The organism is Psychrobacter sp. DAB_AL62B, assembly GCF_028895345.1.
Lineage (GTDB): Bacteria > Pseudomonadota > Gammaproteobacteria > Pseudomonadales > Moraxellaceae > Psychrobacter.
Window position 1 is genome coordinate 536,389 of the sequence record NZ_SAXC01000001.1, and the last position, 21,214, is coordinate 557,602.

At 41.6% G+C, this 21,214-nt stretch carries 17 protein-coding genes; 5 read left to right on the forward strand and 12 right to left on the reverse strand.

Features of this window, described 5'->3' with window-relative positions; all coding sequences use genetic code 11:
* Positions 1–9: 9 nt before the first annotated feature.
* From EPB74_RS02125 to EPB74_RS02135, 3 genes are all read right to left on the reverse strand, one after another.
* The gene (locus EPB74_RS02125) at positions 10–1,158 is read right to left on the reverse strand and encodes a catalase family protein (protein ID WP_274902508.1); all 1,149 of its coding nucleotides are present in this window, start codon (positions 1,156–1,158) and stop codon (positions 10–12) included.
* A 52-nt stretch (positions 1,159–1,210) separates the two neighbouring features.
* The gene (locus EPB74_RS02130) at positions 1,211–2,824 is read right to left on the reverse strand and encodes a Dyp-type peroxidase (protein WP_274902509.1); all 1,614 of its coding nucleotides are present in this window, start codon (positions 2,822–2,824) and stop codon (positions 1,211–1,213) included.
* Positions 2,825–2,968: 144 nt separating this feature from the next.
* Positions 2,969–3,586 carry a hypothetical protein gene (locus tag EPB74_RS02135; protein WP_227516756.1) on the reverse strand — a complete coding sequence of 206 codons (618 nt, stop codon included), beginning with the start codon at positions 3,584–3,586 and terminating at the stop codon, positions 2,969–2,971.
* A 396-nt stretch (positions 3,587–3,982) separates the two neighbouring features.
* Here EPB74_RS02135 and EPB74_RS02140 point away from each other — a divergent pair, with 396 nt between their 5' ends.
* Complete coding sequence (locus tag EPB74_RS02140; protein WP_274902511.1) at positions 3,983–4,771, forward strand: DUF2071 domain-containing protein; 789 nt, start codon at positions 3,983–3,985, stop codon at positions 4,769–4,771.
* Positions 4,772–4,776: 5 nt separating this feature from the next.
* Here the strand turns inward: EPB74_RS02140 and EPB74_RS02145 are convergent, their stop codons facing one another.
* Entirely contained in the window at positions 4,777–5,379 is a 603-nt protein-coding gene (locus EPB74_RS02145) for a class I SAM-dependent methyltransferase (RefSeq protein WP_274902512.1), read from the reverse strand.
* Positions 5,380–5,661: 282 nt separating this feature from the next.
* Between EPB74_RS02145 and EPB74_RS02150 the strand changes: the two genes are divergently transcribed.
* Both EPB74_RS02150 and EPB74_RS02155 read left to right on the forward strand, forming a co-directional pair.
* Positions 5,662–5,997 carry a hypothetical protein gene (locus EPB74_RS02150; RefSeq protein ID WP_274902513.1) on the forward strand — a complete coding sequence of 112 codons (336 nt, stop codon included), beginning with the start codon at positions 5,662–5,664 and terminating at the stop codon, positions 5,995–5,997.
* 352 nt (positions 5,998–6,349) lie between these two features.
* Positions 6,350–7,762, forward strand: a complete 1,413-nt coding sequence (locus EPB74_RS02155; protein WP_274902514.1) for an aspartate ammonia-lyase — start codon at positions 6,350–6,352, stop codon at positions 7,760–7,762.
* 236 nt (positions 7,763–7,998) lie between these two features.
* Here EPB74_RS02155 and EPB74_RS02160 read toward each other — a convergent pair whose 3' ends face one another.
* From EPB74_RS02160 to EPB74_RS02180, 5 genes are all read right to left on the reverse strand, one after another.
* A complete protein-coding gene (locus EPB74_RS02160) occupies positions 7,999–8,487 on the reverse strand; it encodes a GlcG/HbpS family heme-binding protein (protein WP_274902515.1) in 489 nt (162 codons plus the stop codon).
* Positions 8,488–8,748: 261 nt separating this feature from the next.
* Positions 8,749–13,044: an ATP-dependent RNA helicase HrpA gene (gene hrpA, locus EPB74_RS02165; protein WP_274902516.1), complete on the reverse strand. Its 4,296-nt coding sequence runs from the start codon at positions 13,042–13,044 to the stop codon at positions 8,749–8,751.
* A gap of 207 nt (positions 13,045–13,251) precedes the next feature.
* A complete protein-coding gene (locus tag EPB74_RS02170; RefSeq protein WP_274902517.1) occupies positions 13,252–13,848 on the reverse strand; it encodes a DUF1543 domain-containing protein in 597 nt (198 codons plus the stop codon).
* A gap of 47 nt (positions 13,849–13,895) precedes the next feature.
* Positions 13,896–14,933, reverse strand: a complete 1,038-nt coding sequence (locus EPB74_RS02175) for an alpha/beta fold hydrolase (RefSeq protein ID WP_274902518.1) — start codon at positions 14,931–14,933, stop codon at positions 13,896–13,898.
* A gap of 196 nt (positions 14,934–15,129) precedes the next feature.
* Positions 15,130–16,551 carry an SLC13 family permease gene (locus EPB74_RS02180; RefSeq protein WP_274902519.1) on the reverse strand — a complete coding sequence of 474 codons (1,422 nt, stop codon included), beginning with the start codon at positions 16,549–16,551 and terminating at the stop codon, positions 15,130–15,132.
* Between the two features lie 382 nt (positions 16,552–16,933).
* On the opposite strand from EPB74_RS02180, the gene EPB74_RS02185 reads away from it, so the two are divergent.
* Positions 16,934–17,095 carry a hypothetical protein gene (locus tag EPB74_RS02185; RefSeq protein ID WP_165767613.1) on the forward strand — a complete coding sequence of 54 codons (162 nt, stop codon included), beginning with the start codon at positions 16,934–16,936 and terminating at the stop codon, positions 17,093–17,095.
* Positions 17,096–17,148: 53 nt separating this feature from the next.
* On the opposite strand, the gene EPB74_RS02190 is transcribed toward EPB74_RS02185, so the two are convergent.
* Both EPB74_RS02190 and EPB74_RS02195 read right to left on the reverse strand, forming a co-directional pair.
* Positions 17,149–17,847, reverse strand: a complete 699-nt coding sequence (locus tag EPB74_RS02190; RefSeq protein WP_274902520.1) for a YoaK family protein — start codon at positions 17,845–17,847, stop codon at positions 17,149–17,151.
* Between the two features lie 111 nt (positions 17,848–17,958).
* Complete coding sequence (locus EPB74_RS02195) at positions 17,959–18,765, reverse strand: enoyl-ACP reductase FabI (RefSeq protein ID WP_079691696.1); 807 nt, start codon at positions 18,763–18,765, stop codon at positions 17,959–17,961.
* A gap of 375 nt (positions 18,766–19,140) precedes the next feature.
* Here EPB74_RS02195 and folE point away from each other — a divergent pair, with 375 nt between their 5' ends.
* Complete coding sequence (gene folE, locus EPB74_RS02200) at positions 19,141–19,737, forward strand: GTP cyclohydrolase I FolE (protein ID WP_254423092.1); 597 nt, start codon at positions 19,141–19,143, stop codon at positions 19,735–19,737.
* A 129-nt stretch (positions 19,738–19,866) separates the two neighbouring features.
* Here the strand turns inward: folE and msrA are convergent, their stop codons facing one another.
* Positions 19,867–21,114 (reverse strand): peptide-methionine (S)-S-oxide reductase MsrA, encoded by a 1,248-nt coding sequence (msrA, locus tag EPB74_RS02205; RefSeq protein ID WP_274902521.1) that lies wholly within the window; start codon positions 21,112–21,114, stop codon positions 19,867–19,869.
* Positions 21,115–21,214: the final 100 nt, after the last annotated feature.

Genomic DNA, 21,214 nt, shown 5'->3' on the forward strand with positions numbered 1-21,214 from the left:
AACATCTATCTAAAAGAAAGATTTATCAAAGGTTTCTTTTAGATTCTTGGGCTCTTGACGTTTGACGTTATTGAGTTCATGGCGCGTCTCTGAGGCTATTTGATAAGCTTTTAGACGCGACTGTTGCAAATTACCAATCGGGCGATTTTCTTCTAAACAGCGAAATGGCGTAAACGATAAATTTTCCATAACCTCAAAATTACCGTCATCAGGCACATCTTGGCAAGGAATCGTGAGCGTTGCTACCGTCACGAATGGCGCATCAGATGCTTTCCATTCTGTCGTTATCTCTTCAATCGGTTGCTTTTTTAGGTTACGACACAGTTGAATCTGCACGTCAAACTGATAATCATGCTCACGTATCTCATCGATAATCAGCGGACGAATCGCTTCTTCCTTGGCAGCGATATCTACTTCGCGACGGGTGATTTTCTTAGCCGACGCCTTTGTCGGTGTCACTCTTATTTTGGCCATATAGTCGCCGTGACGCACCACGCCTTGCGAATAGAAATCATAAAGCAAAGTATTTTTTGGCTCAATTGTGGTAAATCCGCCCAATGCTTTAAAGGTTTTTAATGACTCTTTGCTTGGCAGCGTTGAGCCATAGTTGGTCAACCAGTTAAACGCCAATTTTGCTTTGCCGACTGCGCCTTGTTTAGCGTATTCAGGTATCTCTAAAAACAGCTTAGAGATATAAGCGTAGTCTTCGATTCTATTGCAAAAGAATACCGGATGATTGATTAAGTTAAAATCAAAGTTAGGGCTATTCTCTTCACCAGGAGCCAATTTCTCTCCCGGTACGTCGAACACTTTAATGGCTAGGCCTTGTGCTAGACCCAGTTTACGATCGGCTGATACGCGAGAGGCACCATTAGAGAAGCGAATAACGGCATCATGGATACCTGATTTGGCATAGAAACCTTGCGCATACTCGGCAGGCAGATTATCCAAAATCTCAAACTTAGCTTTCAGCGCGCAGTAACCTTTAGCATGGGCATCGCGTGTATGATAATCAACGTTACTGGCTTTATCACTTCGGGCGATATAGTTTTTAATATCGTCAGTAATGGTGCGAATATTACGCTCATCCTGCTCTGATAACTCAATATACTTATGATCGTATGGCACATATTTAGGTTTAAATAGTTTCTTTAACATGGTTTTTAGCCCTTTTTTGATAAGTTGATATACATTTTTATTATTTATTTTTTTAGGATAATTCACTAATCCATTTCAACGCCGACAAACTTGGGATAAATAAATATTCACCACCGTACAAGGTATTAAAGGTTTCGATACCATGATAACGTTGTCGAATTGGGTCGGCAGGGACGGTAAAAGTATCGGCAGCAGCGTCTTTATCGCCCTGATGGACGCCAAGCATAGGGTCTTTTTCCTCCCCCAAACTCATAAAGTTACCATCATTAATCCATTGGGATTGCAAAAATTCAATGGTTTCCATGGCATGAGCATTGATCCCGATAAAGAACAAACCACGCTCTTTGCCATCATCTTCGGTAACATCAGCTGGTAACACCTCACCGAAGCCAACGCTACGTCTGACAATACGGTGGATGCGCACATCAGATAAAATAAAGTCTTTGCTGTCTCTTGGATTCATGCGTCTAGTATGCGCACCAAACGGGCACTTTTTACCATGTGGGTCATCTTTATAACCAAAGTCGTTATTCCGGCTTGGGTCATCACCTAGCACTTCATCATCATGATCAGGTGACAATACTAAAGGCGCTCCTGAACGCCAACGCCCCCACATCTTAGCGCCCAGTAACTCAGCTTCTTCATCACTTTCGCTATTGTCTTTTAAAAATTTATTAAAAGCGGCGACATGACTGTTATAGGCCCTTAATACCATAAACGAGCCATTTTTACCTAAAACCTCAGGCTGCGGCATAGGCGGTATCGTACCCGCTTCACCTTTATAACCTAGTACAAACTCGCCCGCTGCGATGGCGTCATCCGTGTTGCTTGGTGGTGTCTGAATACCGCTGCCTTTGATTTCTGGGTTACTAATACCATCACGATAACCAAAGACGTTTTTGACATTATTATCAGAGCCAAAATCATGCTCCATTAAAATTTCAATATCGCCACTTTCAGGGTCGTCTTTATTAATATGCGACTTGATATTATTTTTTAGCTCGCTAAGCTTTACTTGCCATTTTTCTTTGCTATCCGCGATGATGGCCGCGCAAACATGAACATCGCCCTGTTCACCAAACGGTGCTGCCCAATTTTGTGGCGCGTTCACGCCATTATCACGCAATTTATCAGCCCGTCCTGCCATACCTACTTTAAAAGAATCTGGAAAGCTATCTAACGATGATTGCGGGACACCCAACGCCTCTAGACCGGCATAAGTCATGACCACAGATAGCGTGGCCTCCATATTTTTATGCCATTCTTTACTACCAGTGACATCTGGCAAGACTTGCGCAAGCATTTGTCGACCAACTTCAGCATTATTAATTTTAAGTGCAACGACCGTACCAAAGTAAGGCGTCGGACGATCACGTAAAATAATGGATTGGATATCTTCTAACTCCATACTTACTAAATTAGGATTGAATACACCGCGTGCTTTATGAGTCAATATTTCAATACTATCACCGACTTCTTTTTTGATATCTTGTAACCAAGATTCAAACTTACTGTCCTCGATACGATTGCCAAACTCATCTTTTAAGTCATGCAGTTTATCCCCCAAGCTATTGCTAGCTTTATTTTCTTGCTTAGGGTTATTTTGGTGGTCATTGCTTTGAGTGCTGTCATTTTTCTTATCATTATCAGGAGTATTTGTACTCATTATTGAACCTATTTTTATAGTTATATTGATTTATGTTGCCCTTATTCTCTATATCACCCAGCCCATTTTAAAAAGGTGATATAGATTGCTAGCATCTTATTAATAGCTGCCTATTAATAACAGCTTATTGGTTTACAGCAGACGTTAAGACTGTGCTTCGTCCAAAGCTTTATTAATACCTTTGACAATACGATCTTGGCGGCGAATATCTTGAATGGTCAGATGCGGTACACCAACATACCAACCCGCTGCTGTAATTTGATGATCCAAAATAAATTGCTTAACACTGGGATCTTTAATACCAGGCCAGCCTTTGACACTACCAAACAAGATGTCCATTAACTCAGGGATTTTGGTCGCAAAGTCGTCGATATAAGGGTCCCAATCGCCGTCATAAGCGGTACAAAATAGCACTCTAGTGTCATCATCTAAAAATACAAAGCGTAAGTCATGTAGCGTACCAACTCGCGTTGCCCCTTCTAAATTACCACCAGCAATTTCTAAAACCTTTCTTAGACGTGCAGCGCCGCCCTCTTTTAGAGGCGCAATGACGGTTAGCTCTGAAACCTTACCTGATTTCAGCCCTTTTTCGCCGGCAGTGGTCGTCGAATGATCATAACCATCATCACCGCCTTCTTTTAAATTAGCGACCAACAGCTCAGCCCGTAGCTTAAAAGCATCAATAGATTCGGTAATTTTATCTTTTAGGTCTTCGGAATTATCGATGATATGTTTTCTTTTATCTTTAGCACTATTAGTCATAGTTTCTGCCCTTATAGTTGATTGGTGTTCTTAATTATTTTTCATAATTAAAAAATAAGTCTTTCATACGCCCGTAGACTTATTTCCAGTTACCATAGCAAAAATAAATTTCAAATCAAAACGGAGCAATTTAACTCAACAAAACAGAACACCTGATTAACGCAAACCCTTTTTTCTTCACAGGAAGCCGACAAAGTTTCAAAATATTTCTTAAGCGAATGCTGTTTCTTTTTTAGTGGTTTGAGGCAATATTTTAAGCACGCAGAAGCATGTATTTAACCTAGAATAGTGTTTAAATATAGAAGCTTTAGTGACTGCCTCATCATTTATATTTATAGCAGATATAGATCAACTATTTTACCATTATTTAAAGTTATGGTTATATGAGGAAATATTGTGCAAGATTTGCGACGCTTTAAGGATTATTTACATGACAGACCTAAGCCAACAGGTATCGACGTTGTTTGTGGTTTAAAGCATTTTTCTATTATCACTTATGCTGTGCCAGCAGAAAGGTTTGACGGTATATTTCCTGATAGATTTAAGCTAGATACGGTGATGATCGACGGTGAGGAAAAAGGACTGATTTCTGTTGTACCATTTATAGATGTCGATTTCACCTCAGCTGTTTACCCTTTTCCGGCATTCACTATGGGGCAGACCAATTATCGCATTTACATCATAGATACCAAAACTGGCGAGCGCAGTGTGTGGTTTTTGGGTACCACTCTAGACTCTTGGACATTAGCGGTGCCGAGATATTTATGGAGCTTGCCATGGCATAGCGCTAAGATGACATTTGATTGCCATTTTGATGAAGAGACTGGTATGTATTCTAAATATTTGGTAAATGCCGAGTCAGAATGGGCAGCGGCGTCAGTGTCGCTGACACAACAGGCAGAGGATAGCTTTTCATTCCCAGGTTTTCCTGATACCGAATCTGCACTTATCTACTTAACCCATCCGCTAGCAGGATTTTATCACCGCCGTGATGGCAAGCTTGGTACGTATCGCGTCTGGCATAAAAGACTTGAGGTACGGCCAGCCTCTTTGATTTCTGCCAATTTCAAACTGTTATCAGACTTAGGTATTGTCACTACGTCAGAACAGAACAACCCTTATAGTGTGCTTATCGAACCTTTAAATACGTTTACCATCTACTTACCACCAAAGATCATTAGCTAATTGTCTTATTTATTTTTCCTACCTACATACTGTACAACTGCGCTCAGACCTTGATGGCGCTTACCTTCTGAAATTATACGCTGTTTTTCGATACCGGTTATTTCGTCTAGGTCTGTGAGCTCTGCACGCAAGATTGTCAATGACCCAAAGCGCTCTTTTTGCGTGGCAGGTGGACCACCGATTGCATCCATAGTTAGCTGCTGCTCAGTATAAGCCTCTAAAATAAAGACGCCATCTGGCTTTAATGCCGGTACAATTTGAGCATGAACGTGTCGACGGACAGCGTCTGGTAAATGCGCCCAAATAGAGACGATACTATCCCACTTCTCTTCTCCAAAATCATAGGCGGCTAAGTCAGCAACCTGCGTGGTAATCGCCACGCCTCTATCTTGCGCCAGCTTTAACGCTTTATTCAAACCCACTTCAGACATATCCATGGCGGTGACTTGGTAGCCTTGCTCTGCTAAAAATACCGCATTCCTGCCTTCGCCTTCAGCCAAACATAAAACCTTGCCACCTGCTGCTATTTTCTGAAAATTTTCTTTTAGAAAATCATTGGGTTCTGTGCCAAAGATGTACTCTGCTTCGTTATAGCGTTCGTTCCACATTTTGTTTTCCTTTTTTAGTTCTTAAATATTAACTTTAGCTTAGGCTATTTATTATTAACTGATAAACGCTTATGTATAAAGCTAACACCCAGTGAGTGATTAGTAAAATGAAGATAATTATAGAAAACAGTTGACTTGACTTATATATTCATAATATAACATATATATTATATTCAATATTTTGCATTTATTAGAACGATTTTAATTCTCAATCAAGATTTTAACTTTCAGTCAAACTTTGAATTCTTTATAAAATAGCAGCAGACTTCGGGAGGATGGGACATGATTCGTTTAAGCTACACTCTCAAATGTTGGGCATTAGGTGTTTTCTTTTACGTAGGATTTTACGCTATTGTCCTAACAAGCAACCCTGACTTTGCCAAATATATCTATATCTTAGGGGTTAGTACACTACTCTTTCCGATTGCTAAGCGTGCAGTCGATGTCGTTACTGACTTTATCGCACCCCATACCATCATATTTAATGGCTTATTATCTTCATTATTAATTAATATCGTTATTTGGATCTTTACACCCTTTATCGTAGCATTGACGCTGTTTGCCCTATTCTTTTATGCCATGGGCGTGATGACAGAAAATATTCGGGCGAAACCCTAAAGCTGAGGTTAGACGAGCTGACCCTTAAAACAAATATTAGCATTAAAAAAGCAAAAACAAACGATCATTGTCTTTGCTTTTTTAATGTTATAAGCATAACCGCTCCTATAGTTAAGTTGAAATAAACACAACTATGGCAACGTTCTGCTGCTACAAAACTTTAATATATAAAAAATTTTGTTTTATTATGCATCATGCAATAAAAATTCATTATTAATCACCGTGTAAAAAGCTTATCCTATAGGGTTGAACCAATTGATTGACTAATATGATGCCTCGACCCTTATTTTAATAAAAATTAGGGTCGAGGCATCATATTAGTCAGGGCTTTTTATTAAAGGAATTTTATTGAATGACTACTGCTACTCGCCAAGAACACGATCTACTCGGCTATCGTGATGTCCCTGCTGATGCTTACTATGGTATTCAGACCTTACGCGCTTTTGAAAACTTCACTGTCAGTGGTGTACGTTTACATCAGTTTTCTACTTTTATTCGTGCTTTGGCGACCGTCAAAAAAACTGCGGCCATTGCCAATAATAAAGTGGGTGTATTAAATGAAATAACCAAAGACGCCATTGTGGCAGCGTGCGATGATTTAATCGCTAATAAATATCACGACCAATTTATTGTCGATATGTTCCAAGGCGGTGCTGGCACTTCAACCAATATGAATGCCAACGAAGTGATTGCCAATCGAGCAATAGAGATTTTAGGTTATAAGAAAGGCGAATATCAGCATGTGCATCCAAATAATGATGTTAACCTTTCACAGTCGACCAACGACGCTTATCCTACTGCGCTAAAAATTGCGTTAGATGATTACTGCGTGCGCTTGCTCGCTAAAATGGATATTTTGTATAACAGCTTTAAAAATAAAAGTGTTGAGCTGGCCGATAAGTTAAAAATGGGTCGCACTCATTTGCAAGACGCTGTGCCTATGACAGCAGGTCAAGAGTTTAATGCATTTGCAACGATGATCAAAAAAGAAATGGAGCGCATCGAAGCGACTCGTGCTCTATTTCATGAGATTAATATGGGCGGCACAGCGATTGGTACTGGTCTGAATGCGCCGGCTGGCTATTCAGAAGAGGTTGCCAAGACCTTATCTGAGCTGACTGATAGACCTTACTATATCGCTGAAGACTTAATTGAAGCCACGCAAGATACCAGTGCTTATGTTGCCTTATCAGGTAACTTGCGTCTTTTTGCAGTACGCCTATCAAAAATTGCACACGATTTACGTTTGCAGTCATCTGGTCCTCGTGCCGGTTTGGCGCAATATCGCCTACCTGAAATGCAACCTGGTAGCTCAATCATGCCTGGTAAAGTAAACCCAGTTATCCCGGAAGTGGTGAACCAAGCTTGTTTCCAAATCATGGGTATTGATAGCACCATCGCTATGGCGTCAGAGAATGGTCAATTACAGTTGAACGTTTTTGAGCCGGTTATTGCCTTTAATTTATTTACGGGTATGAGCATGCTTGCCAATATTTGTGAGATGTTTGCCACTCGCTGCATCGATGGTCTCATCATGAATAACGAGGCTTGTAACATCGAAGTGTTTAATAACATCGGACTGGTTACTGCACTTAATCCGCATCTAGGTTATGACTCTTCTTCTTATGTTGCTAGAAAAGCGCAAGAAACTGGTGGCAGCGTTTATGACATCGTCTTAGAAGAAAAACTGATGGATAAAGCAACATTGGATGATATCCTATCTCCTGCCAATATGGTTTACCCAAAGGTTAAATTATTGATTTAGTTAGTATGAGGTCAAAAAAAGGCTGGGTTAGCAATTGCTAATCCAGCCCTTTTATTTATTTGGTGGTGCAGTTTAGCCCCGATAGTAGCGGTATCCTGATACAGACGATGGCGATGTGCTCTCCGTTAGACGTGGTCTCGCTAAGCAGGAACGTAAATAACGGCAAAGAGCACACGCCAGTGGCAAGTCAGATACAAGCGGATAGCGGGATTGGCTACAATCATAGACAACAGCTTTTATAACTTCTGTAAGCCTAAAGCTTTTAAGCCTGCTTTTGCAATCTGAACGTCTTCATTACCGTGTGCTCCGCCTACACCAATTGCTCCAACTACAATACCATCGATAAAAACAGGCACACCACCAGGCATCATCAGAAAGTTTTCATCTAAGTATCTGATATCTTCAGGAATCGTTCCGTCTTTGATCCCTTTAGCAATAACAGCGGTTTCTCTCTTTTGCGAATTGGCAGTATAAGCTTTTTTATAACTAGAACGAATAGTATGTACGCCTGCTCGATGATCCCTTAACAGGGCAAGTGTCTGTCCTGAACGATCAACGATCGTAATCGACACCATCAGCTTATCTTTTTGCGCTGCTAAAAAAGCAGCATTTACTATCTTTTGTGCCATCTCGCCCGTTAATAACGAGACTTTTTCTTCACGTTCCGAATGTGCAGTGTTTATTTTAGATGACACGAGCACTTCAAGATTGGATATCCTTTCCATATTAAGTCCTAATTTTCTTTGATACCCATTAAAACATTATGACGCTCAAATAAGAAGTAACAAATTATGTATTTAAGTATTTAGGGTACTTTAATTATTTAGGGTACTTTAATTATTAAGGAAACTTTAATTATTAAGGAAACTTTAAGTATGAGGTAAGTTTATCGCCTTGGCATACCCTGTAGAGGCAAATTTGGTAGTGATAAAAAGTCTAAAAAGTAGGCGCTTACTATTAAAGATAACAAAAGCATAATCATCAATCTAACTGACCTTATCCCACATTTTACTTAGACGTTTTGGTGATACAGCCATACGCGTTTTCATCGGCTGGGCAAATAATTGAATGCGATATTCCTCGACTAGCCAGCGATATTCACTAATTGCTTCACTATCAGCACGCCCTGACAAGCGTTCCATATGTAAATCGAGCGCATAAACGCCCTCTAGATCGGCTTCGATATTATGTTCAAGGCGTTCAAGGCGAATTTGGAGCGCTTCTAAATAGCGTGGATACTGCTGCCAATGACTATAATCCATTCGATAAACAAACTTCGCTAAGTGCAAATCTTCCAACTGGTCCTCGATGTCATCAATAGACTCACCAAATATTTCGCGATCAAGCATTAGTAAGCTCTGACGAATACGCTGCCAACGGGTATAGACATTTTTAAGTGTCTTAATCACTGCTTGACCAATTAATAAGAAATTGCTGAGCACTGCTTCTGACGTTTGAGTGTATTCCTCAAGGGTGAACGGTAACTCCTCTGCCAGATTAGTCGCAATACTATCGGCACTTTCAGGTAAGTCTGCACTATGATCGAAGAGTATATAGTGCTCTTCAAGGGCAGCATCTAAGGCAGCATCAATAACGATAGTTTTTAACTTTTCCATATCGCCAAGTGGTGCAAAAGCCAATTTGAATATGCTATCAATTTGACTGGTCAGCTGCTTCTTTTTCGCGCCAAGCTGCCCTTTCATGAGCGTTAAGACACCTATACGATGCGCCTGCAATGCAGCATTCACATCAGTATATTGATGAATCGATACTGCCGCGCCTGCCTCATCAGTCACCAAGGCGGCAAACTGCTTCATCACCACGCCAGCGCTATGATGGTTTTTACTAAATTTAAAATGCTCAGGGAAGCTCGTATGCGCGCCTTGCTTTTCAGTGACGGCTTGACTGGTCTCACTTGCATGACGAATCTGTAGCGTTTGTAAATCGCGACCTTTTTCGATAATACGGTTCTTATCATCAACTACACAAATTTGCGGCTGTAGATAACGATCAATGGTAGACGGATTAAAATTATCGGGTGTCACCGACATAATGCCACGGCGATTTAACGCTTGGCAAAGCTGTTTAAGCAGGCCCTGACCACCAGCAGGCTGTAGCTCATCGAACAAACTATCAGCCGTATTTGGAATGGGTACAATTTGCCGACGGATTTCTTTTGGTAATGACTTCAGTAATTGCAACACCAACTCAAAGCGCCAACCGGGTACACCCCATAGCAACTCAATCGCATCTAACTGTGGTAGCGCAGCTAATGGCACACGAATAGTGACCCCATCATCATCACTTGATGGATCGAAGATATAGCGCAACGGTAGTTTTAAATCACCCAGTTTCCAAACTTCTGGGAAATCGCCGGTCGTTGGCGCTTGGCTATTGAGTACGTCATCATCAGTAAAGAATAGATATTTGCTATCGGTCTTTTCGACTTCCGCACGCCAATCTTCAAAGGCTTTACGGCTGGCAATATGCTCAGGAATTTTTTTATCATAAAACTGATATAGCGTTTCTTCATCGACCAATAAATCACGGCGGCGTAACTTATCTTCAATCCGCTCAATATCCGCCACTTTATCCATATTGTGCTGTAAAAACGGCGCTTGTCGACCAAAATTACCCGTCACTAAGCCATCACGGATAAATATCTCACGCGCTTCAATTAAATTGACTTGTTCATAATTGGTCAGCTGCTTGCCAATAATAATTAGCCCAAACAAACTAATCTGCGCGTAGGCTTTGACGCGCCCAGTCTTCTTCGACCAATGCGGCTCAAAGTAGTGGTATTTTAATAAGTTGCCAGCTGCTGAGATAATCCATTCAGGTTCAATTTTGGCAACGGTACGCATAAAGACTTGCGAGGTCTCTACCATCTCAAACGCCATTACCCACGGTGGTATCTGTTTAAATACCGTACTGGCTGGGAATATCTTAGTCTTTTGCTGACGAGCTGCCAGATACTCACCGCGGCTTTCGGTCTTATGAGCAATGATAGATAACAATCCGGTTAATAATGCACGGTGCAAATTGGCATATTTAACCGCTTTAAGTTCCTCATCTTCAACACCCGTTGGATCACTATTAACTAACTCACCATTTTTAGTATTAGGTTTTGAGTCGGCATCATCAGTCAGCTTAAGCTCAGTGACCATTTGCACCAACTGACGATGGGTTTGATGCCATTCTCGTACCCGCGGAAAGCTTAAATAGTTCTTTTTAGTAAACTGTTTGCGCTGATTACCAGACAGCTTATTACCGTCTTCATCTTTTTCAAACAGTGCTTTCCATAAACTTAGATAAAACAAAAAGTCTGAATCATCTTGGCGGAATTCTGCATGCTTTTGATCGGCTTGGGTGCGCTTATTAGCCGGACGCTCACGCGGGTCTTGGACTGCAAGCGCGGCAACCACAATCAACATTTCACGGATACAGTCAAAGTCAGAACCGGCAACCAGCATACGTGCCAGCCTTGGATCAATTGGCATACGCGCCATCTGTTGCCCGATACGCGTCAACTTTAAATGATCGAGGCCTTGTTGGCGTTTTGGCTTACTGCTTGCTGTGCTATTCGCCTTAGCATTTGAATGACTAGCTGCTTGCTCGTCTTTTTCAGTAATCGCACCCAGCTCATTTAACAGTTTATGTCCATCAGTAACTAGACGACTATCAGGTGGCTCAATAAATTCAAAGTCGTCGACACTGCCTAGACGCAGATTTGCCATTTGCAAAATAACAGATGCTAAGTTGGTACGTAAAATTTCAGGTTCTGTAAATTCAGGACGACCACTAAAGTCTTCTTCGCTATATAAGCGAATACAAACCCCGGGCGCAACGCGACCACAGCGACCTTTACGCTGATTGGCGGCAGCTTGGGCAATGGCTTCAATCGGTAAACGCTGAACGCGAGAGCGATACGAATAACGCGAAATCCGCGCAAACCCTAAGTCAATGACATAACGAATACCGGGTACGGTCAACGCAGTCTCAGCAACGTTGGTCGCAATGACGATACGGCGACCGCGACCGGACGGCTGAAAGATGCGCTGCTGCTCTTCGTAAGTCTGTCGTGCAAATAATGGCAGCACTTCGGTATGCTTTGGTCCGTGCCGCTCAAGGACATCTTGTAACTCACGTATCTCAGCCTCAGTCGCCGCAAATATCAAGATATCAGCTTGATCAGCATGACCTTTATTTTGCGCATCGCTAAAGCACTCCTCTACAGCGGCAACCACCGCACGCGGTAGATTCTCTTCAAAATCATCGTAGCTATCATCGTCAGAGCTGGTCACTGGCTCATCAGTTAGCGGACGATAACGTACTTCAACTGGGAAACTGCGCCCTTCTACATTAAAGATAGGCGCTGGTACTTGGCGTTTAAGCTTGGCGTCGTAATGACTAAAGTATTCACTAAAGCGCTTAGTATCTAGTGTTGCCGAGGTAATAATGACTTTTAAGTCTGGACGCTTAGGTAGCAGTTTTTTAAGATAGCCCATGATAAAGTCAATATTAAGGCTACGCTCATGCGCTTCATCAATAATAATGGTGTCGTATTTACTCAAAAAGCGATCATGACCAAGCTCAGCCAATAAGATACCATCCGTCATCAGCTTAACGACTGATTGCGCCGTACCCTGCTCGTTAAAGCGAATCTTAAAGCTGACGGTATTACCTAATTGCTCACCTAACTCTTCGGCAATCCGGTTCGCTACACTTCTCGCTGCAAGCCGTCTTGGTTGTGTATGCCCTATCTGCCCACGTATACCGCGACCTGCCAGCATCGCTAATTTAGGTAGCTGCGTCGTTTTACCTGAGCCTGTTTCACCAGCAACGATAATCACTTGATTATCAATAATCGCCTGTATCAAATCATCTGCACGTTGGCTGACCGGCAGATCAAGATTTAATTTGGTTGCTAGCTCATCTGGAATACTATCTATACGCGCTTGCACCGCTTGTTGAGAGCGAGTTTTTAACTTTTCAAATTGCGCACGTTTTTTCTCTAAATCATTGCTATTTTTAGCGTCGTGTTTGGCATCTGCATTAGAATTTTTATTGGCAGCAGGCTTTTTAGACGATTTTGCACGTGCTAGCTCACGCTCAAGACGGCTTAGATAATACTCATCTTTTGCGAGTACAGGTAAATTAGCAACAGAAACAGTGTTTTGAGTTTCTGTTTTTTTCTGTGGCTTATCGTTTGCATCAGCGTTCAGATTTTCAGTTTTCGCATGTTGGCTGTTTTCTTGATTATCTTTTGGAGTATCAGGCATATTTACTTAGGCTATTTATTATTTGGAAGTGGTTAGATTATGGGGATAATTGGGCTGTGATTCAAGTTGCTCGTGTATGGTTTAGGCTTGTATTGGTGCTAAACGACTGTCTTAAATTAATAAAGCCATCATAAGTCTCTCAAATACATAAAGTGATTAAGCTATATAGCTGAAAACATACAAATATATAAGTAACAATCAATATTATTACAGTGCTAATTTTTTAAGATTTTTAATACTTAAATATCCTACGTATTCTTTATCTTCTACAGCATTTAGACTTCCATCGAGCGCGCAAGCAATAGGCTCAATGACAATCTCAACATTTGAGATAAGGTCGCTTACGTTATATATGTCATCTATGTCTACCTCAAACTTATCATCAATATGTGAGGCAGCATTAAAAGGTGATTCTTTATCATTAAAAGTAAACTGCTTATAAAATTCGCTCTGCTTTGCTTGTTTGATCGCCTCCGCTTGAGTGGCAGCAACGATGAGTAGTTTGTAATGAAACTCTTCAAAGCTGCCCTGCTGATAACCGCCTAAATTAATAAAGAATAGCTTTAAATCATGGTTGTGTTCTACTTGGTTGCTTGATTCAACCAATTTAATAGCATAATCATTAACCTTAGTAATCGCTCGATACGAATCAATGTGCCACTTATTTTTTACTTCAGGCCAATGACTATTGATATCTGTTATTAACTCATTCACCTGATTGGCCACACCAAAAAATATATCGTGTTGCTCAATCAGCCGCCCTTTGGGACGACCGCCTAATTGAACCATATATAGTGTTAGCATATGAAGCCTTCCTTATTAGATAAACATATTCAGTTAGTAGTCAGTGACTAATCAGCTCGATAGACTTTGAATGGCTGCTTCAAAAAATCTCTGACCACTTTAACAGTTGTTATAGGATCTTCTTCATGTGGCACATGCCCTAAATCATCAAATATTTTGAGCTGGCTATGTGCAATATCCTTATGAAAAAGCGCAGCATTCTCGACGGGAATGAGGTCATCTTGTGCGCCCCAAATAATTAAAGTCGGCAAATCTAATTGTTTAATTTGTGCTTGGTCACTATTACTATCAGTCTCTTGTAGGCGACGATTTAATGCTTGCCGGTTACCTTGTCGTAGCGTCAAATCATAATATCGATTGATTAATGCTTCATCGACCTTAGTGTCATCAGCATAAACACTAAGCACGCTTTTTTTAACCACATCTCGCGGCAATACACGACTTAATATAGGCGTCAACGCCGAATACTTTGCCAACTTAAAACCAATGGGCACATGCTTTGGCGTCGCTGGATAGCCAACGGCATCAACTAAGATAAGCTTATCAATACGGTCAGGATAAAGAGCCGCTGTACGCCACGCGATTTTGCCCCCTAGAGAGTTACCTGCCAATGTCACTTTTGTCACTTGATCTAGATTTAAGCGATCGAGCACTTGCACGACGAATTTAGCGTAATTGGCGCTATTGTACTTTATCATCTCATCCGTATATGGACCGGTTAAACCAAAACCCGGTAAATCCATACTAACGACACAATATTCATCACTTAACGCTTTCGTCCAGCCTTGCCATGTGTGCAAACTTGCGGATGTTCCATGCAATAAAACGACAGCTTCGGGTAGCGACTTTCCAGTGCTAATCGCTTGATCAATGGACGCTTTACTGCGATAAACATCACACTTATCTGATTGCAGCACATGAGCCTGCAACCCTTGAATAGCTATAAACTCACTGTTAGGTAATTGCCATTGCTTAAGCTCAGCCACGCTACGATCAGGCGCCCAATAAAAGGCTATGAGCGCAGCTAGTAGAGCAATGATAGCAAGAAGCAGATAAATGATGATTTTTACTAACCGTTGTGCCATGTTATCAATTCCATTTAATGAGATGACATTATTTACTATTTATAAAAACGATTCGAATGCTTTTGCTTATGCCTACAATAGAACAAACGATAAGTATTTTATACAGACATTATTGCTACGAGTAAATGAAAAACCCAATGTTCAAGAGTCACTTAAACATTGGGTCTTTATGGTTATAACAATCTTGATTGCTAAGCTATAGTAAGAAAAAATACGCCCACAAACCAACTACGAACGTAGCAATAATATTAAGTATGACACCAACACGTATCATCTCTGTTTGCTTAATGAGACCGGTACCAAACACAATAGCGTTTGGCGGAGTAGCAACCGGCAGCATAAAGGCACAAGAAGCACCGATACCGATAATCATTACTAGTACTGCAGGCGGCAGACCCATTTGCTCAGCAATGGCAGCAAACACAGGTACTAACAAGGCTGCAGAAGCGGTATTAGAAGCAAACTCCGTTAAGAAGATAATGAACGCAGAGACTGCAAGTACGACTATGATAAGCGGTGCAGAGGCCAGTCCATTAGCAACGGTTTGACCAAGAACCAAAGATGCTCCTGATACTTTTAGAACGGTTGATAGTGCAATACCACCACCGAACAACATGAGTACGCCCCAGTCAGTATTGTCAGACACTTGCTTCCATGACACCAAACCTAAGCTAACCACTGCTGATGCCGCTAATAACGCGACAATGGAATCAATATCATCGACATTCAGTGCTGCACCGATTTGTTTTGAGAGTATCCAGCTCAATGCGGTTACGATAAAGACGATAATCGTCAGCACACGTGGCTTGTTCCATTCAATAGGCGCGTCTTCGTTAAGCGTTACCTGACGATTCAAGTTAGGCTTGAGGAACAAATACATCGCACCAAGCAATAATGGCAGCAGTACTAACATCATTGGAATACCAAACTTCATCCAATCGACAAAAGCGATATCAAGCGCTTTGGCAGCAATAGCATTGGGCGGCGAACCAACAATCGTACCCAAACCACCAAGGCTGGCAGAATAAGCAATACCTAATAGGACGAATACAAAAGTGCCACGGTCTTTTTCACGATCAACCTGCGTTAGAATACCAAGCGCCAATGGTAGCATCATCGCTGCAGTAGCAGTGTTTGATATCCACATCGATAAAAATGCAGTGACCCCAAAGATTAGGAATACCGCGTTTCTAAGATTGCCGCCTGACATTGATAGAATCTTGAGCGCAATTTTTCTATCTAATTGCTGCACATGCAACGCAGCCGCTAGCGCAAAACCACCAAAGAACAAATAAATAATGGGGTTGGCAAAGCTTTGTAAACCGATGGCAGCATCGAAGTCCGGTAAACCAATAAGTGCGCCTATGACAACGACCAATATCGCTGTAATGGTGACATGTACCGCTTCAGTCAACCATAACACGCCGATAAAGAACAACATGGCAAGGCCTTTATTGGCACTAATATCGTACGGCAATACATTATAGATAAGCAGACTGATAACGGCGGCAATGGCGACAACTATCAATCCTTTACCTGTACCCTTTGGAAAGGTATCAGTAAATAAATATTCATTGCCATCATCAGGTAGATGGCTGTCTAGTTTTTTCTCTGACATATAATGTCCTTTAATGTCCTTATTGTGCCCAAAGACGGTGTTAAAAATTATAAATATAAAGACGTATTTCAACAGTGAATAATAGCTTTATAACTGTGCTTACCAAAATACGCCGCCATCATAGCAGAAACATTATCCACCAAAATATTTTCAATATAGGCATTATAAAAACCATATTAGAAATATAGTTTTCATCTCATTTATCCAAAACCAATTGGCTGTAGAAATATACTTTTAAATCTGTTCAAGAGAACTATGAGTCGGGCTGATACAAAGTTACACACCGTCACTAAACATGCCCACATCTGCCCTGTACAACTCATAAGCAGTATCACATACTTAGTTGGTGAAGAACGTTAATAAAATCAAATAGGAGCCTCTCATGGCAGATGACAATAAGACTGACTCAACGACTAAGATGGCAAGACAAGATATCAATCAAGATGGCCTTGCTAAAAAAGACCAACAGCGTACCGATGACTCAGCTCTCGATATGATGCAGGGCATGCACGAGCACGAAGACCATAAAGAAGACGATAAATAAAATACGGTTTTACATTTATTTGAACACAAAAACTCAAACAAAAAAAGCGCTCATCAAACCGATGGGCGCTTTTTTGCTCTGGGCTGTCTTTTTTCTGGCAGATTGTCCGATACATAGTTGTAGACAAAGGCGGCAGTCAACACAATGGCAATGGGTAAGAACAAAGCACCGTAGCCTACTCTGGCATATAAAAAAGCCCCTACAGCACTACCACCGCAGAAGCAGTACCAGATGATCGCTTGAAATCCTAATGTTGGTTTACTGATGCGCCGACCTGCTAACCAATTACCGATAGCAGCGCCCATGTCTGAGGTCAGGCCAGTTAAGTGTGTTGTCCTAATAACCGCTCCGCTATAGGTAGCTACCATCGCATTTTGTAATCCGCAGGCCATGGCAGCTGCCAATTGTCCTAGATAATCGTGCTGCTGGTATAACCAATAGCTTATTAACAATAATGCCGCTTCAATGTATAGCGCAGTGCCATAACGTCTACCCAGTTTCAATGATGTCTGACCGATGACAAAGCCGCTCAAAACTGCCCCTGCCAAAAAAGATAACAGTAGTGCACCGATATATAAGATACTGCGTGCGTCTAAATAAGCAATAGCCGCTGCAAACAAGCTCACGTTGCCTGTGACATGAGAGACCGACAAATTGGTAAAACCCATCAATGCTGCAGTGTTGACACAGCCTGCACTAAATGCCAGTACTGCCCCGCCCCACAATATCCACTTTGGTAGTCTGGTTATCATATTCGTCGCCTAATGGCTTATCACTGAAAAAGTCCATAGTATAACCAAAAAAGGCAGCCAATTGGCTGCCTTGCGTATTTCTCAAACCTTATAACTCATCACTAAATACAATTATTTTGCTTCATCGAGCATCATCAACTGCTCGCTAATAGCAACGGTATTGAAACCTGCATCAACGAACATGATCTCGCCAGTGATACCTGATGCCCACGGTGATAATAAGAATAACGCGGCATTGCCGACTTCGGCTTGAGTAATATTGCGCTGTAGCGGCGCAATCTTTTCACTGATATCGAGCATTTTACGGAATGATTTGATACCACTGGCCGCAAGCGTACGAATAGGACCAGCTGAGATGGCATTAACGCGAATACCTTCACCGCCCATAGAGGTGGCAAGATAGCGAACACTCGCTTCAAGACTGGCCTTTGCCATGCCCATGACGTTGTAATTTGGCAATACTGAAATACTACCTTCATACGTTAACGTCAACATTGAGCCATGGCGCATGGCAAGCAACTCACGTGAAGCCTTTGCCAATGCCACAAAGCTGTAGCTTGAAATATCATGAGCAATTTGGCTGCCTTCACGAGTGGTCGCATTGACAAAATCGCCATCAAGCTGATCCATTGGTGCAAAGCCAATCGCATGTACCACACCATTAATACCATCACCCCAATGCGCAGTGACTTGCTCAAAACAAGCCGCAATAGACTCATCAGACGCCACATCACATTCAAGTACTAGATCGGCCTCAAATTTTTCAGCCGCCATATCCACACGTTTTTTAATTTTATCATTGGGATAAGTAAGAATTAACGAGGCGCCTTCACGATGTAGCGCCTCAGCAATTGCCCAGGCAATAGAAAGTTTGCTAGCAATGCCGGTGACGACAAAACGCTGTCCTTGTAGTAGCATGATATTTCCTTGTTAAACGATTAAAATTCGTTAAGATAGTTTTTTATAAAAAGTAGCAGTTAAAATAGTAGCAATTAAAATATAAAAGTCGCTTTATTATACACGAATCAATTTAAGTAAACAGTCGTAAACTATAACTGTCTTAGCGAATTGCTTAAACCAACTATTTATGTTCTTGACATATAATACTTCAGACAGCCTTATATTATATAGATGAGAGGTATTGTCCTTAACGGTAGGAAATTGAGCTCATTTCAAGTATAATCACAACCCTTCCAAGCTTGCACAATTTTTATAAAAATCCTTTACAACCGTTATTTGTAAACAAGGATTTAGCGTTAAGCTACACCCACATTTTGGATGGCTGCCAAACTTATGAGCAATACCCCAACAATAACATCAAATTATGAAGAAAGTACCGAGTCCTATCGTCAGCTCATCGCCTCAACGGGTGAAGACTTGCATCGTCCAGGACTTGAAGACACCCCAATACGAGCCGCCAAAGCCTTTGCACATTTGACCAAAGGCTACCATCAAAGCCTAGATGAGGTCGTTAATGACGCCTTATTTCCATCGACCAACCGTGAGCTGGTATTGGTACAAAATATTGAATTTTATTCATTATGTGAACACCATATGTTGCCCTTTCATGGTATCGCGCACATCGGCTATTTACCAAATGGGCACGTATTAGGCTTATCAAAATTTGCTCGTATCGTCGATATGTTTGCTCGTCGATTGCAAGTTCAAGAAAACTTAAGCGAACAAATAGCGCAAACGATTATGGATGTGACGGGTTGCCGCGGTGTGGCTGTAGTCATGGATGCCGCTCACATGTGTATGATGATGCGCGGTGTCAACAAGCAACACTCTACTACACGCACCATGTCGATGTTAGGTGAATATGTACACGACAATCAAGCGCGTAATGAGTTTTTAAGTGCGATACCTAGACGTCAACCGGCGTTTTAATACTAGTAAGAAACAGCAAATAATAAAGAACAAAACAGGATACCTAGGTATCCTTTTTTAATGCGAACTACTCACGATTTTTAGTCATTGAACAGTGATGAAGATTCATTGACTGTCGTCAAAAAAGGTCTAACTAGCTGATTTTACTTCATCAATCCAATTGCCATAACCAGCTGAATCCATCTGTGCAAGTGGAATAAAGCGCATCGCCGCTGAGTTCATACAATAGCGTTTACCCGTCGGTGCTGGACCATCATCAAAGACATGACCTACATGTGAGTCTGCATAGCGACTACGAATTTCAGTACGAGTTCCAAATATTCCCCGATCGTCCTTTTCAACGACCAAACTAGTATTCAGTGGACGGGTAAAGCTGGGCCAGCCTGTACCAGACTTGTATTGATCACGAGACGAGTATAACGGTTCACCTGACACCACATCGACATACAGCCCAGGCGCTTTGTTATCCCAATAAGCGTTATCAAAAGCGCGCTCAGTACCATCTTCCTGAGAGACTTTGTATTGAATGTCGCTTAGTGATTTTTTAAGCTCAGCTTGTGCCGGCTTCACAAACGTATCTGGGTCAAAGCCCGAGGTTTCTTTAACTGCAGCTGCCGTGACTGTCGCCGTCTTATTCGACGTTACCTGCTTTGTATTGGTTGCAGTCGGTTTGAATTGGCTAAAATCCAGCTCATAGGCTTTTCCATAGACACTTTCGATAAATTGATATCGACCAGAGTTAAATGTATAAGCCTTATAACGTAGCGGGTTCTTTTTATAATAATCCTGATGATACTCTTCCGCTGGGTAAAATGTACTAGCAGGAACAATTTCGATCACTACTGGTTTTTTATAAACATCAGAGGCTTGCAGCGATTGCTTAGCAGCTTCGGCTATCTGCTTTTCTTGATCGTTGTTGTAAAAAATAGCGGGACGATACTGTGTACCACGGTCTACGAACTGACCTTTATCATCGGTAGGATCGGCGATTCGCCATAGCGCTTGAACGATACCATTGTAGGTAATCTTCGTTGGATCATAATAAACTTGAGCCGCTTCAGTATGCCCTGTGCCACCAGCTGATACCGTGCTATAAGTAGGGGTGTCAGTCTGACCACCAGTATAACCCGACACCACCTCTACTACGCCAGGAATCTTTTCATAACCAGCTTCCACACACCAGAAACAACCACCGGCCACTGTCGCCACCGCTAAATTTGAATCTGTAGGTGCATAGGGATTATCGATGGGAGTATTGTTCACAGCAGGAGTGTTTTCAGTGGCAGCACAACCAACGTAAAAAGCACTAGTTGCTACTATGGCCATACCAACGACTTTAGACTGTAATTTGTAATTCATTAATAATTGGCGGCTCATAAAAAGCTCCTAAGAGTTATATCATGTAACCATCGTAACCCTCAGGTATCACTGAAACATTCCTAAATTGTTATATATTTACAATGCCCTGAACTATTAT

Coding starts and splice junctions, on each gene's coding strand:
- EPB74_RS02125 (WP_274902508.1), bottom strand. CDS start 1,158: ATGTTAAAGAAACTATTTAAACCTAAATATGTGCCATACGATCATAAG.
- EPB74_RS02130 (WP_274902509.1), bottom strand. CDS start 2,824: ATGAGTACAAATACTCCTGATAATGATAAGAAAAATGACAGCACTCAA.
- EPB74_RS02135 (WP_227516756.1), bottom strand. CDS start 3,586: ATGACTAATAGTGCTAAAGATAAAAGAAAACATATCATCGATAATTCC.
- EPB74_RS02145 (WP_274902512.1), bottom strand. CDS start 5,379: ATGTGGAACGAACGCTATAACGAAGCAGAGTACATCTTTGGCACAGAA.
- EPB74_RS02150 (WP_274902513.1), top strand. CDS start 5,662: ATGATTCGTTTAAGCTACACTCTCAAATGTTGGGCATTAGGTGTTTTC.
- EPB74_RS02155 (WP_274902514.1), top strand. CDS start 6,350: ATGACTACTGCTACTCGCCAAGAACACGATCTACTCGGCTATCGTGAT.
- EPB74_RS02160 (WP_274902515.1), bottom strand. CDS start 8,487: ATGGAAAGGATATCCAATCTTGAAGTGCTCGTGTCATCTAAAATAAAC.
- hrpA (WP_274902516.1), bottom strand. CDS start 13,044: ATGCCTGATACTCCAAAAGATAATCAAGAAAACAGCCAACATGCGAAA.
- EPB74_RS02170 (WP_274902517.1), bottom strand. CDS start 13,848: ATGCTAACACTATATATGGTTCAATTAGGCGGTCGTCCCAAAGGGCGG.
- EPB74_RS02175 (WP_274902518.1), bottom strand. CDS start 14,933: ATGGCACAACGGTTAGTAAAAATCATCATTTATCTGCTTCTTGCTATC.
- EPB74_RS02180 (WP_274902519.1), bottom strand. CDS start 16,551: ATGTCAGAGAAAAAACTAGACAGCCATCTACCTGATGATGGCAATGAA.
- EPB74_RS02185 (WP_165767613.1), top strand. CDS start 16,934: ATGGCAGATGACAATAAGACTGACTCAACGACTAAGATGGCAAGACAA.
- EPB74_RS02190 (WP_274902520.1), bottom strand. CDS start 17,847: ATGATAACCAGACTACCAAAGTGGATATTGTGGGGCGGGGCAGTACTG.
- EPB74_RS02195 (WP_079691696.1), bottom strand. CDS start 18,765: ATGCTACTACAAGGACAGCGTTTTGTCGTCACCGGCATTGCTAGCAAA.
- folE (WP_254423092.1), top strand. CDS start 19,141: ATGAGCAATACCCCAACAATAACATCAAATTATGAAGAAAGTACCGAG.
- msrA (WP_274902521.1), bottom strand. CDS start 21,114: ATGAGCCGCCAATTATTAATGAATTACAAATTACAGTCTAAAGTCGTT.